The sequence below is a fragment of the Nitratireductor luteus genome, assembly GCF_026162365.1.
Classification (GTDB): Bacteria; Pseudomonadota; Alphaproteobacteria; order Rhizobiales; family Rhizobiaceae; genus Chelativorans; species Chelativorans luteus.
This window is the reverse complement of the sequence record NZ_JAOANW010000004.1, coordinates 92,005-104,866: the sequence shown is the minus strand read 5'-3', so window position 1 is coordinate 104,866 and position 12,862 is coordinate 92,005. Positions and strand designations below refer to the sequence as shown.

The window sequence follows — 12,862 nt, the reverse complement described above, 5'->3', positions numbered from 1 at the left end:
GACCAATCCGTGCAGGAAATCCATCATCGTTTCTCCATCGCATTTCGTTCCTGGAGGATAGATCCGGCAAACACCGCTTGATAATGATCGATTCCGCATTACTCTTTTCATTTATGAAAAACCTCGACTGGAACGATCTGCATTCCTTCCTGGCCGTCGCGCGAGGCGGAGGCCTTACGAAAGCGGGCGCGGAGACCGGCCTGAGCCCGGCCACGCTGGGACGGCGGATGCTGTCGCTGGAGGAAGCGGTCGGCCGGCCGCTGTTTCACCGCAGCCAGACCGGTTACGCGTTGACCGCCGACGGCCAGAGCCTGCTGCGGCGCGTGCTGGCGATGGAGGCGAGCGCCCGCCCCATCGCCGAATGGTCCGGCGGCAAGGGGCAAAGGCCGGTCGTGAGGATTTCCGCCGGCACGTGGACGGCCAATTTCTTTGCCGAGAACATCTTCAAGCTGTGGTCGCCCGACGACCCCTTCCGGCTGGCGTTCAAGACGACGGAGGCCAAGCTCGACATCGCCCACCGCGAAATCGAGGTCGGCATCCGGAACCGCGCGCCGGACAGCCCCAACCTGGCTGCCCGGAAGACGGCGGTTGTGGCGAAAGCGCCCTTTCGCGCACGCGCCCATCCGCGTCCGGGCGAGGAAGAATGGCTGGCGATCAGCCCCGAGGATGCCGTCACGCGCTCGGCGCGCTGGCTCAACGAGCAGGAAGACATCCAGGTGGCGGCATGGGCGAATACGCCGCGCATGCTGAGCGACCTGATACGGGCGGGCGTCGGCAAGGGTGTCCTGCCCTGCTTTGCCGGCGACCGCGACCCACTGATGGAGCGGGCGGGAGAGCCGATCGAGGAGCTTGAAGATGGCCAGTGGGTGGTGGCACACAATGACGACCGGCATCGCAAGGAGGTGCGCACGGTCATCGACCGCATCACCGATCTTCTGACGGCGCACAGGGCGCTGTTCGCCGGCAAGCGCCCGTTGGGGATGGAGTAGCGGCGGCCCGCGCTACTGGAAATCGAAGGCGGAAAGACCCGTCACCATCTCGTCCAGGCCCAGCGGCCTGGTGACCGGCGGCTCGGCCCGGGACAGGCAGCCCGTCCGCTCGCACAGCCGGCACGCGGGGCCGACCGGCATCACGCCGTCGCCGGCAGCCGGCAACGCGCCGCCATAGATCAGCTTTTCCCGCTGAGCCAGGTCGCATGCCAGCAGCAGCGCCGTGCGGCGGGGGCGCTCGTCGAAGGCACCCTGCGGCCCCTCGAGCGTTCGCGCGAGCGTCAGGAACCTGCCGCCGTCGGGCATCTCGACGGCCTCGACCAAAATCCGCCCAGGCTGGGCGAAGGCGGCATGCACCGCCAGCTTGGGACAGCCGCCGCCGAACCGGCTGTGCGGATAGCCTTCGGCCCCGCAACGCCGCAGGCGGTTGCCGGCGCCGTCGACCTCCATGAGAAAGAAGGAAATGCCGCTCATGGCCGGCCGGCTCAGGGTCGTCATGCGGCTCGCCGCCTGCTCGAACGAAACGGCAAAGCGCGAGCGCAGCACATCGACGTCGTAGCGCGCACGCTCGGCGGCGGCCAGAAAAGGCTGGTAAGGCATCATCAGCGCGTGAGCGGCATAGCGCGCCAGCTCGAACCGGGCCAACCGCCGCGCCTCGTCGCTCGACAGCTTCAGCGCATCGACCTCGATGGCGATGGCCGCGCGCATCCGGATCAGCGACGCCTCGATGGCGATCTCGCGCAACTGGTCCGGCGGAGACAGGCGCTCGGACAGGAACAGCCGGTGGGAATGCCGGTCGTAGCGCCTGCGCCAATTGGGCATGGTGGCGACGGGCAGCACGCGCACGGCGATGCCATGCTCGCTTCGCAGCCACGATCTGAGCGCGCCCGAAAGATCCTCTCCATCGCCCAGGACCCGGCGAAACGCCTCGGCCTCCTCTTCCAATCCCTCGAAATGATGGGGGCGGCGCTCCAGCACCTCACGTACCTCGTCGATGGGCAGGCGAGCGGCGGAGATCGCGGTGGCGCGGCCTTCGCGCGCGAGCATTTCCGAAAGGTCGGTCAGCCGGCCCGCCTGCTCGCGGTAGGCGCGGTAAAGCTTTACCAGCGCCGAAGCAGCGTTGGGCGCGGCCTCGGCGACGTCTATCAGTTCCTGCTCGCCCGGCAGTTCACCGGCAAGAAGCGGATCGGAAAAGACCTCGCGCAGCGCCGCCAGCGACAGACCCGCCTCGCCCTGCAATTCATCGGGATCGACGCGGTAGGCGGAGGCCAGCTTGAGGATCAGCGGCACGGTCAGCGGGCGCTGGTTGCGCTCGATCAGGTTGAGATAGGAGGGCGAAATGCCCAGCCCTTCCGCCATCGCCGTCTGGGTCAGCCCCTTGGCGGTGCGGATGCGCCTGATGCGAGGGCCGGCGAATATCTTCTGGTTGGCCACCTGTCTTTCCTCATGCCGGGCGCGGCGGAAGCCGATCCTTGACAACTATTTACAATACCGAGGTCAAAAGCGCCAGCCATCGTCTTTTACAAACTTAACAGATTTACAAAACCGTTCAGTCAAATGCTGGACAAACTAACGCGAATTTCCGGCATAGCACCGCCATTCTCTTCGCCTTCTTCTGCACTGCAGCGTAAATCTTGTCACGAACCCGATGCAGTGTTTCAGCCGAGACATGCGCGAGGCTCTCGAAGACACCCATGCAAAGAGGCGTTCATGACCGACTTTTACAAACTTGTTTCCAGTGCACCCGAAGGCCGTTACGAAGGGCTCGATCGGCCCTATAGCGTGCAGGATGTCGAGCGGCTGCGCGGATCGGTGGCCATACGCCACACACTGGCCGAGGAAGGCGCGAACCGCCTGTGGAAACTCATCAACGAGGAAGACTTCGTCAACGCGCTAGGCGCGCTGTCGGGCAACCAGGCCATGCAGATGGTGCGCGCCGGGCTCAAGGCGATCTACCTGTCGGGCTGGCAGGTGGCGGCCGACGCCAATACGGCATCGGCCATGTATCCCGACCAGTCGCTCTATCCCGCCAATGCCGGACCGGAGCTTGCCAAGCGCATCAACAAGACCCTGCAGCGCGCCGACCAGATCGAGACCGCCGAAGGCAAGGGCCTTTCGGTCGACACATGGTTCGCGCCGATCGTGGCCGACGCGGAGGCCGGCTTCGGCGGTCCGCTCAACGCCTTCGAACTGATGAAGGCCTATATCGAGGCGGGCGCCGCCGGCGTTCATTTCGAGGACCAGCTGGCGTCGGAAAAGAAATGCGGCCATCTGGGCGGCAAGGTGCTGATCCCGATTGCGGCCCATATCCGCAACCTCACCGCCGCGCGGCTGGCCGCCGACGTGATGGGCGTGCCCTCGCTGGTCATCTGCCGCACCGACGCGGAAGCCGCCAAGCTTCTGACCTCGGACATAGACGAGCGCGACCGGCCCTTCGTCGACTACGATGCCGGACGGACGGTGGAGGGCTTTTACCGGGTGCGGAACGGGCTGGAGCCCTGCATCGCCCGAGCTGTCGCATACGCGCCCTATTCCGATCTCATCTGGTGCGAGACCTCGAAGCCGGACCTGGAACAGGCGAGGAAGTTCGCCGAGGGCGTGCACAAGCATCACCCCGGCAAGAAGCTCGCCTACAATTGCTCGCCCTCGTTCAACTGGAAGAAGAACCTGGACGACGCGACCATCGCCAGCTTCCAGCGCGAGCTCGGCGCCATGGGCTACAAGTTCCAGTTCATCACGCTGGCCGGCTTCCATCAGCTCAACTACGGCATGTTCGAGCTGGCGCGCGGCTATAAGGAAAGGCAGATGGCTGCCTATTCGGAGCTTCAAGAGGCCGAGTTCGCCGCCGAGGCCAATGGCTACACCGCCACCAAGCACCAGCGCGAGGTTGGGACGGGCTATTTCGACGCCGTGTCGATGGCCATCACCGGCGGCCAGTCCTCGACCACCGCGATGGGCGAATCGACCGAGCATGACCAGTTCCGCCCGGCAGCCGAATAGGACCTGCACGGGCCCCATAAGGAGAACCGAAATGACACCGAATACACGCGTCAAGGAACGGGCCGAAGAACAGGCAACAACCATGAACGACGACCAGCAGGCGGCCATCCGCATGCTCGCAAACGATCTGCACCGGCTCAACCAGTCCGTCATGAAGGCGGTGGATGCCGGCGTGTCGGTCGAGCTCGTGCGTTCCGCCCGTCATCACGCCGGCGGCGGCAACTGGGGCGACCTGCTGGTGCCGGTGATCGTCACAAACGGCCTGGCGCAGCGCTAAGCGTTCACACCGTTCCCCTGCCCGAGAAAAGCCCCGCGCATCCGCGTCGGGGCTTTTTTCGCCGCGACAGAGAAAGGTTGCGACACGAACCGTTATGCGGGTTGACAAATTCAGGGATATGGGGAGTATGCGCCGACCTTACTCAACCTTACATTGTGAGATACGACAGTCTGACGTCACGTCATGGACGCTTCGCATGCATTGCCTTCCATGGCGCCGCATTACGATTGACTGCGCGTGCCTCCGAAAAAGAACGGGAACATGAAGACTGCACTTGTGGTTGCATCCTCACCCTCCAGCAGGATCGTAATTTCCCGCACGATAGAGCGCTGCTATCTCAAGGCGATTGCCGTGGCCCCCGATGCAGCGCAGCGCGAATTCGCGCGTCATGGGCCGGGAGTGGTGATCATCGATGCCGCGGGCGCTCCCGATCTCCTGCGCCCCCTTCTCGACGATGTCGCGCAGAAGAGACGGACGACCAACCCATCCATGCCGCGCATGGTGTTGATTTGCGGGTCGGGCGAGGCCGATCTGTTGGGTGCCTATTGCGATCTGATCGACACGCGGGTCAGAAAACCAATCACGCCGGATATCCTGCAACCCATCATCGACCGGATCGTCAACGAGTACAGCCAGCCCAAGGTGTGAAGCGAAGCGGGACGCCCCTTTCCTTTACCGGATGCCCGCGTCTATACTCGGCCATCTGAAGCACTCCTGGTGATTAATGCTGGACAAGAAAAAGGAAAGCCGGACCGTCGGCAGAAGCGGGCGCGTTCGCACGCCGACTTTCGTGAAGAATCTCAGGGGCGTGAAGGGGTGGAAGGAAGCCGCGGCCTGGCTCGATTGGCGCAGCATCGAGGATATCGAATGCATCACGCCCGATCAGGCGGGCGTTGCCCGGGGCAAGATGATGCCCTCCAAGAAATTCACCTCCAACACTTCGCTGGCGCTTCCTTCGGCGGTGTTCATGACCACCATCTCGGGCGGTTATCCGGAGGACAGCAGCGGCTTCACCTACCCTCAGGACGACGGCGACCTGAAGCTGGTGCCCGATCTTTCCACGCTCTCGGTCGTGCCATGGGAATCGGACCCGACGGCGCAGGTGATCTGCGATCTGGTGCACCAGGACGGACGGGCGGTGGAGTTCACCCCCCGCAACGTGCTGAAAAAAGTGGTCGAGCAATATGCCAGGCACGGGCTGAAGCCCATCGTCGCGCCGGAGATCGAGTTCTATCTCGTCCACAAGAACCCGGATCCCGACTATCCGCTCACGCCGCCGGTCGGGCGGTCGGGCCGGCCGATTGGCGGGGGCCAGGGCTACTCCATCGCCGGCGTCAACGAGTTCGACGAGCTGATCGACGACATCTATCATTTTTCCGAGACGCAGGGCCTCGAGATCGACACGCTGATCCATGAGGAAGGCGCCGGACAGCTCGAGATCAACCTGCGCCACGGCGACCCGGTGGAACTGGCGGACCAGGTGTTCCTGTTCAAGCGCACGATTCGAGAGGCGGCGCTGAAGCATGACATCTACGCCACCTTCATGGCCAAGCCGATCCAGAACCAGCCGGGATCGGCGATGCATATCCATCAGTCGGTCGTCAACCTGAAAACCGGCGGCAATGTCTTTGCGGAGGAAAGCGGCGAAGAGACCGAAACCTTCCTCCACTTCATCGGCGGACTGCAGCGGCACATTCCCAACGCACTCATCATGCTGGCGCCCTACGTCAACTCGTACCGGCGGCTGACGCAGGGCACTTCCGTGCCGGTGAACACGCGCTGGGGCTACGACAACCGCACCACCGCCTTCCGCGTGCCGCGCTCGGACCCCGCGGCGCGGCGTGTCGAGAACCGCATTCCCTCGTCGGACGCCAACCCCTATCTGGCGCTGGCGGCATCGCTGGCCTGCGGACTGATCGGCATATTGGAGAAGGTAAAGCCCGATGCGCCGGCCGGCACAGCCGTCAACAAGGACGAGATCGAGCTGCCGCGCGGTCTACTCGAAGCGGTTTCGCTGTTCGAGGACGACGCCTCGCTCGTCTCAATCCTCGGCGAACCCTTCGCCACGACCTATGCCGCGATCAAGCGGGCGGAGTTCGAGACGTTCATGCAGGTTATCAGCCCGTGGGAGCGAGAGTATCTGCTTTTGAATGTGTGAAGGGCAAACGGTGAATGGTTGAAATGACGGATTTCAACGAGTGCGGCAATGGCACGGCCAGGCCTGTTCACCATCCACTATTCACCATTCACCTGTAGCATGCCCTACCAGTCCCCCATCTCCCCCGGTTATTCCTGGTACGAGGCCACGGTCGGCGAGCGGCCGGAGTATCCGGCGCTCGACGGCGACGTGAAGGTGGATGTCGTGATCGTCGGCGGCGGATTTACCGGGCTTTCGGCGGCCGCACATCTGGCCAAGGCGGGGGTCGATGTCGCGCTGATCGAGGCGCATCGCTTCGGCGACGGCGCCTCGGGCCGCAATGGCGGGCAGCTCGGCACCGGCCAGCGTGCCTGGGCGGAGGACCTTGAGGAAGAGCTCGGCTTCACCCGCGCAAAGGCGCTGTTCGATCTGGGGGAGGAAGCCAAGCAGCACCTTCTCGATTTCGCCGCAACCAACAAGATCGATCTCGATTACATGCCGGGGCAGATTTCGGTCGCTCACAAGAAGCGCTACCTGAAACATTACCGGGCCCATGCCGAGATCATGGCCGAGCGCTTCGGCTATCCACATCTGACCTTCCTGGATGCGGGCGAGGCGGCGCGCCGGCTTGGCTCGCGGCTTTATCATGGCGGCCTGGCCGATTCGGGCACCGGGCATATTCATCCGCTCAAGCTGCTGGTCGGCACGGCGCGCGTGGCGGCGGCAGCGGGCGCCAAGCTTTACGAGAAGACGCCGGCCTCCGGCATCAAGTCCGCCGGCGGCAAGGTGCATGTGACAACGCCGAGGGGGACGATCACCGCCGACAAGTGCCTGATGGCCACCAACGCCCATTGCGGCGGGCTGGAGCCGGTGACGGCGGCGCATGTGATGCCGATCGGCTCCTTCATCGGCGCAACGGCACCGCTGGGGCCCGACAGTCCCGTCATTCCCGGGGGCGAGAGCGTGGACGATTCGCGCTTCGTCGTGCGCTATTTCCGCAAGTCCCGGGACGGGCGGCTGCTGTTCGGCGGCCGCGAAATCTATTCCAAGGGCGATCCGCAGAACATCAAGGACCAGATCAGGAGGCAGATCGCCGAGGTCTACCCAGACCTCAAGGATGTCGAGATCACGCATGCCTGGGGCGGCTATGTGGGCATCACCCTGCCGCGCAAGCCGTTCGTGCGCGAGGTCATGCCCAACGTCGTTTCCGCAGGCGGCTATTCCGGCCACGGCGTCATGCTGTCGAATTTCACGGGCAAGCTCTACGCGGAGGCGGTGACGGGCAATCGCGACCGCCTGAAACTGTTCGAGGAGCTCAAGATACCCCCCTTCCCCGGCGGGCCGCGGCTGCGGCCGGCCCTGTTGTTCCTCGCGCTCAACTGGTATGCGCTGCGGGACAGGATCTAGCTTCGACGTCGCGGGTTGAGGGCGAGGCGGTCAGGAGCCGGCAATGACCAATTTTACGAGCAAGAAATGCACGATAATGACGGCAACCGAATGAATTCGGGCGAGGCTTTCGGCATGCTTGGACGCGAGGCGGTCTACCGCGCGATCTTCACCCGGAGGGACATACGCAGCCAATTCCTGCCGGAGCCGCTTGACGACGAGGTGCTTGCGCGGCTTCTCATGGCCGCGCATCACGCCCCTTCCGTCGGCTACATGCAGCCGTGGAACTTCATCATCATCCGGGACATGGCGCGCCGGAGGCAGGTGCGGAACCTTTTCCTAGCGGCAAGGCAACAGGAACTGCCGCGCATCGCGGAGGAGCGCCAAGCCCTCTACCGCACGCTGAAGCTGGAAGGCATATGCGAAAGCGCGCTCAACCTGGTGGTCACCTGCGACCGGCAGCGCTCGCAGAATTCGCCGCTGGGCCGTTCGCACAATCCCCAGATGGATCTCTACAGCACCGTTTGCGCGGTTCAGAATTTCTGGCTTGCGGCCCGCGCCGAAGGCATTGGCGTCGGGTGGGTCAGCATTCTGGACCGGGAAGCGCTGAAGCGGCTGCTTGATATTCCCGAACATGTCGAACCGGTCGCATATCTGTGCGTGGGACCGGTCTCCGCCTTTGCCGCACAACCGGAGCTGGAAGCAAAGGGGTGGGGCAAGCGACTCCCGCTTTCTGACCTCATCATGAGCGAAACCTACGCCGGAGCCGGCGAACATTCGCTCAAGGACATCGCGGACGAGATGGCGGAAAAGCGCCTTTTCACCGGCAGCTCGTGATAGGCGACCCAGCGGTCGTTCCATCGTATTTTGCAGGATGACCGCATGCCGTAACGGTGAAGATACATCAGCCAGCGTCGTGTACGGTGGCGTCCGAATGGATTCGCGGCGTTCTACAACGGCCAGAAGAAGAGTATCGACGGCACGGACACCAGAATAATGATGATCTCGAGCGGCAGGCCCATGCGCCAATAGTCGCCGAAGCGGTAGCCGCCGGGGCCCATGATGATGGTGTTGTTCTTGTGGCCGATAGGCGTGAGGAAGGCGCAGGAGGCGGCGACCGCGACGCCCATGAGGAACGGATCCGCCGATACGTCCAGCGCGCCGGCGACCGACATACCGATGGGGGCGGCGATCAACGCCGTGGCCACGTTGTTGAGGAAGTCCGAAAGGGTCATCGTCACGATCATGAGGATCGCCAGAATGGCCCACACCGGCAGGGCGGTCGTCTGGGCGACAATGGCTTCGGCGATCAATGCCGTTCCTCCCGATTCCTCCAGCGCCAGGCCAAGTGGAATAAGGCACGCCAAAAGCACGATCACAGGCCATTCGACCGACTCGTAGACCTCGCGCGCGCCGACGATATTGAAAAGCGCATAGATGGCGACAGCCCCGGCCAGCGCAACGGCCAGCGGGATGAAGCCCATGACCGAAAGAGAGACGGCGACGGCAAACACGGCGATGGTGAAGAAGGCCTTGCCGCGCTGGATCACCGTATGGCTTCTTTCGGCCAGCGGGAGGACGCCCAGCCACTCGGCGGCATCGTTGACGCGGCTTTCGGGACCCAGAAGCAGAACGACGTCGCCGGGCTTGATCGGCAGCTTGCGGACCCGTTCGCGAAAGCGCTTGCCCTGGCGCGATACCCCCAGAAGCGTAACACCGCGGCGATAGAGCAGGCGAAGGTCAATCGCTGTGCGGCCGACCATGCGCGCATTGTCGGGCACGATGGCTTCAATCAGCGTCAGCGAACGGCCGCGCAGGCCCTCGTGCTTTTCCGAGCCCGGCGCGTCAAGTTCGGCGGCACCGATGAAAGCTTCGATGGATTTGGGATCGCCCTCCAGAATCAAATGATCGCCCTTGCGGATTTCCTCGCTGGCGCCGAAGCCCGGCAGCCGCTTGCCCCGGCGGACCACGCCCAGGATGGTGATGTCGTGCTCATCGCCCAACGGGTAGAGGTCGCCGACGGCCTTGCCGATCGATTTCGATTTTTCCTTCACCGCCGCCTCGGCGACGAACAGGCCGATGTCGGCGCCCTCGCCCACGGAGGCCCGGTGATCGATCTGCGGTATAAGCCGCCAGCCCACTGTCGTTACGAAGGCGATGCCGATCAGCGCGCAGATGAGACCCACGGGCGAGAAGTCGAACATGGAGAATGGCTCGCCCAGCGCCCGCTCGCGGAACTGAGCGATAACGATGTTGGGCGGCGTGCCGATCAGCGTTATCATGCCGCCCAGGATGGTGGCGAAGGACAGCGGCATCAGCGACTGGGAGATCGGACGCTTGGCCTTTTCCGCGGCTTCGATGTCGAGCGTCATCAACATGACCAGCGCAGCGACATTGTTGATGATGGCCGAGAGGCCGGCACCGACGATGGACATGATGCCGATATGCGCGGAAAGCCTGCGCCCGGCCGAAAGGACAAAGCGCGCGACGAGTTCCACCGCGCCGGCATTCATCATGGCGCGGGAGACGATCAACACCAGCGCAATGATGATGACCGCTTCGTGGCCGAAGCCTTCAAAGGCGCGCTCCGGTGCGATGACCCCGCCGGCAACGGCGATGACCAGCGCTGCAAAAGCCACCAGATCGTATCGAACCCGCCCCCAGATCAAAAATGCGAATACGAATCCGAGCAGGGTGAAGAGGTAGATCTGTTCGTAGGTCATCGATACCGGCGCAAGCTTGGGGAGGCTGGATGCGGCGAGACCTATCAGATACAGCGGCCGCCATCCACCTCCAGGGCGACGCCGGTGATAAACTCGGCCTCGTCGGACGCCAGCCACAGCGCGGCATTGGCGATGTCGAGCGGCGTCGACAGGCGACCAAGCGGGATGGATGCACGGAACTGGGCGCGCTTTTCCGGCGTGTCCTCGCCCATGAACTGGCTGAGCATGCCGGTTTCGCCGGCGACCGGGCACAGACAGTTGACGCGGATGTTCTTCGGGGCCAGTTCGACGGCCATGGATTTGGTGGCGGCGATGGCCCACCCCTTGGAAGCGTTGTACCAGGTCAAGCCCGGACGCGGCCTGAGTCCAGCCGTCGAAGCCGTGGTGATGATGGACCCGCCGCCCTGCTTTTCCATGACCGGCACCACGCAAAGCGCGGAATGATAGATCGCCTTCATGTTGACGGCGGTGATGAGGTCGAACGTTTCTTCGTCCACCTGCAGCATGTCGCCGTTGCGATGGGTGTAGCCGGCATTGTTGATCATGACGTCGATGCGGCCATGGGCGTCGAGTGCGGCCTGCACCATCGCCTCGACATCGGTCTTCAAGGAGACGTCCGCAGAAACCGGAATGGCGGCCGCGCCTATGCCTTCGGCCACCGTCTCGGCGCCCCTGATGTTGAGATCGGCCACGATCACCTTGGCCCCTTCCTGGGCGAAGCGCTCGGCGATGCCCTTGCCGAAGCCCGATGCGGCCCCGGTGACGATCGCTACCTTGTTTTCAAGCCGTGCCATGCAGTGTCCTTTGTCTGATTTATCGGGTGCGCGTTCAGCCGTGGTTGAACACGATCGTCTTGGTTGCCGACATATCGTATAGCGCCTCAAATCCCTTTTCGCGCCCATGGCCGGATTTCTTGAACCCGCCGAAGGGCAGCTCGATGCCGCCGCCCGCGCCATAGCCGTTGACGAAGACCTGGCCGGCGCGCACGCGCCTGGCGACGCGGTGCTGACGCGCCCCGTCCCGCGTCCACACACCGGCGACAAGGCCGAATTCGGTGCCGTTGGCCAGACGTACGGCATCCCCCTCATCGACAAAGGGGAAAAGCGCGAGCACCGGACCGAACACTTCCTCCTGTGCGATTGCCGCGGCGGGATCGACATCGCCGAACAGCACAGGGGGATGATAATAGCCGCCCTCGGGCGCGTCCTTGTGCACAGAGCCGCGGGCCAGAACCTTGAGCCCCGCCTGCTCGGCGGCATTCACCATACCGGCGACCTTTTCCTTCTGCGCAGGATTGATGAGCGGGCCGAGATCGAGGTCGGCGTCGTGCGGGCCGGCGACGAGCGCCGAGAACCGCTCCGCGAGCGCCGAGGCCACGCGTTCATAGACCGGCTTCTCAATGAGAATGCGGCTGCCGGCCGAGCATGTCTGGCCGCCATTCTGGATGATCGCGTTGACGAGGATGGGCAGCGCGGCATCGAGATCGGCATCGGCGAACACGATCTGCGGCGACTTTCCGCCGAGTTCCATGGTCACACCGCGGTTGTTGACGGCGGCGGCCTGCTGGATGGCAGTGCCGGTCGTCGTAGAGCCGGTAAAGGTGACGTAGTCGACCAGCGGATGCGCGGAAAGGGCGGCGCCGGCTTCCCGGCCATAGCCGGTGACGACGTTGAACACGCCCTCGGGGACGCCCGCCTCCAGCGCCAGTTCGGCGATGCGGAGGGTCGTCAGCGAGGCGTCCTCGGCGGGCTTGACCACCAGCGTATTGCCCATGGCGAGCGCGGCGCCGGCAACGCGGGCGAGAATTTGCAGCGGGTAGTTCCATGGGATGATGCCGGCCACGACGCCATGCGGCTCGCGCATGGTGAGGGCGGTATAGCCATCGAGGAAGGGGATCGTGTCGCCGTGAATCTTGTCGGCGGCACCACCGTAGAATTCATAATAGCGCATGGTGGCGGTGACGTCCGCCCTACCCTGGCGGATGGGTTTGCCGGTGTCGCGCGATTCGAGGGCCGCCAGTTCCTCGGCGTTCTTCTCGACCAGCTGGCCGAGGCGGGTCAGACAGCGGCCGCGCTCGACCGCCGGCATGCGGCTCCATGGACCTTCGTCGAAAGCTCTTCGCGCGGCCTTGACGGCAAGGTCGACATCGGCTTTGCCTGCGGCGGGGATCGAAGCGAAAACCTTGCCGTCGGACGGGCCGGTGACATCCAGCCGCGCGCCCGATAAGGCGTCCGCCGGCTTGCCATCGATGAATTGCATGAAGGCGCGGTCCTGTGCGACCGTGGTTGAAGAATGGCTACCCATGGGACCGGCTCCAGCTTGTATTGTCATGCGGCGGGCCTATCCTGGC

General features: G+C 64.1%; 11 protein-coding genes. 7 read left to right on the top strand and 4 right to left on the bottom strand.

Annotated elements, in window-relative coordinates; all coding sequences use genetic code 11:
* Positions 1 to 113: 113 nt before the first annotated feature.
* On the top strand, positions 114 to 989 hold the full coding sequence (locus N1058_RS05705) for a LysR family transcriptional regulator (RefSeq protein WP_265516540.1): 876 nt from the start codon (positions 114 to 116) through the stop codon (positions 987 to 989).
* 12 nt (positions 990 to 1,001) lie between these two features.
* Here N1058_RS05705 and N1058_RS05700 read toward each other — a convergent pair whose 3' ends face one another.
* On the bottom strand, positions 1,002 to 2,423 hold the full coding sequence (locus N1058_RS05700; RefSeq protein ID WP_265516539.1) for a helix-turn-helix domain-containing protein: 1,422 nt from the start codon (positions 2,421 to 2,423) through the stop codon (positions 1,002 to 1,004).
* A 276-nt stretch (positions 2,424 to 2,699) separates the two neighbouring features.
* Between N1058_RS05700 and aceA the strand changes: the two genes are divergently transcribed.
* From aceA to bluB, 6 genes are all read left to right on the top strand, one after another.
* Positions 2,700 to 3,989 (top strand): isocitrate lyase, encoded by a 1,290-nt coding sequence (gene aceA / locus N1058_RS05695; RefSeq protein WP_265516538.1) that lies wholly within the window; start codon positions 2,700 to 2,702, stop codon positions 3,987 to 3,989.
* A 31-nt stretch (positions 3,990 to 4,020) separates the two neighbouring features.
* Complete coding sequence (locus N1058_RS05690) at positions 4,021 to 4,266, top strand: SMc00767 family acetate metabolism repressor (protein WP_265516537.1); 246 nt, start codon at positions 4,021 to 4,023, stop codon at positions 4,264 to 4,266.
* Positions 4,267 to 4,527: 261 nt separating this feature from the next.
* Positions 4,528 to 4,914 (top strand): hypothetical protein, encoded by a 387-nt coding sequence (locus N1058_RS05685; RefSeq protein ID WP_265516536.1) that lies wholly within the window; start codon positions 4,528 to 4,530, stop codon positions 4,912 to 4,914.
* Between the two features lie 550 nt (positions 4,915 to 5,464).
* Complete coding sequence (locus tag N1058_RS05680) at positions 5,465 to 6,424, top strand: glutamine synthetase family protein (protein WP_420847951.1); 960 nt, start codon at positions 5,465 to 5,467, stop codon at positions 6,422 to 6,424.
* A gap of 99 nt (positions 6,425 to 6,523) precedes the next feature.
* The gene (locus tag N1058_RS05675; protein ID WP_265516769.1) at positions 6,524 to 7,810 is read left to right on the top strand and encodes an NAD(P)/FAD-dependent oxidoreductase; all 1,287 of its coding nucleotides are present in this window, start codon (positions 6,524 to 6,526) and stop codon (positions 7,808 to 7,810) included.
* Between the two features lie 66 nt (positions 7,811 to 7,876).
* On the top strand, positions 7,877 to 8,626 hold the full coding sequence (gene bluB, locus N1058_RS05670; protein WP_265516534.1) for a 5,6-dimethylbenzimidazole synthase: 750 nt from the start codon (positions 7,877 to 7,879) through the stop codon (positions 8,624 to 8,626).
* Positions 8,627 to 8,739: 113 nt separating this feature from the next.
* On the opposite strand, the gene N1058_RS05665 is transcribed toward bluB, so the two are convergent.
* The 3 genes from N1058_RS05665 to N1058_RS05655 are packed head-to-tail and all read right to left on the bottom strand — an operon-like array spanning position 8,740 to position 12,816.
* Positions 8,740 to 10,512, bottom strand: a complete 1,773-nt coding sequence (locus tag N1058_RS05665) for an SLC13 family permease (protein WP_265516533.1) — start codon at positions 10,510 to 10,512, stop codon at positions 8,740 to 8,742.
* A gap of 44 nt (positions 10,513 to 10,556) precedes the next feature.
* A complete protein-coding gene (locus tag N1058_RS05660) occupies positions 10,557 to 11,306 on the bottom strand; it encodes an SDR family oxidoreductase (protein ID WP_265516532.1) in 750 nt (249 codons plus the stop codon).
* Positions 11,307 to 11,340: 34 nt separating this feature from the next.
* Positions 11,341 to 12,816: an aldehyde dehydrogenase family protein gene (locus N1058_RS05655; protein ID WP_265516531.1), complete on the bottom strand. Its 1,476-nt coding sequence runs from the start codon at positions 12,814 to 12,816 to the stop codon at positions 11,341 to 11,343.
* Positions 12,817 to 12,862 lie beyond the last annotated feature (46 nt).

What these genes read in the sequence shown, in the direction of transcription:
- bluB (WP_265516534.1), top strand. Translation starts at nt 7,877, where the DNA reads ATGCACGATAATGACGGCAACCGAATGAATTCGGGCGAGGCTTTCGGC.
- N1058_RS05675 (WP_265516769.1), top strand. Translation starts at nt 6,524, where the DNA reads ATGCCCTACCAGTCCCCCATCTCCCCCGGTTATTCCTGGTACGAGGCC.
- aceA (WP_265516538.1), top strand. Translation starts at nt 2,700, where the DNA reads ATGACCGACTTTTACAAACTTGTTTCCAGTGCACCCGAAGGCCGTTAC.
- N1058_RS05655 (WP_265516531.1), bottom strand. Translation starts at nt 12,816, where the DNA reads ATGGGTAGCCATTCTTCAACCACGGTCGCACAGGACCGCGCCTTCATG.
- N1058_RS05690 (WP_265516537.1), top strand. Translation starts at nt 4,021, where the DNA reads ATGACACCGAATACACGCGTCAAGGAACGGGCCGAAGAACAGGCAACA.
- N1058_RS05660 (WP_265516532.1), bottom strand. Translation starts at nt 11,306, where the DNA reads ATGGCACGGCTTGAAAACAAGGTAGCGATCGTCACCGGGGCCGCATCG.
- N1058_RS05685 (WP_265516536.1), top strand. Translation starts at nt 4,528, where the DNA reads ATGAAGACTGCACTTGTGGTTGCATCCTCACCCTCCAGCAGGATCGTA.
- N1058_RS05665 (WP_265516533.1), bottom strand. Translation starts at nt 10,512, where the DNA reads ATGACCTACGAACAGATCTACCTCTTCACCCTGCTCGGATTCGTATTC.
- N1058_RS05705 (WP_265516540.1), top strand. Translation starts at nt 114, where the DNA reads ATGAAAAACCTCGACTGGAACGATCTGCATTCCTTCCTGGCCGTCGCG.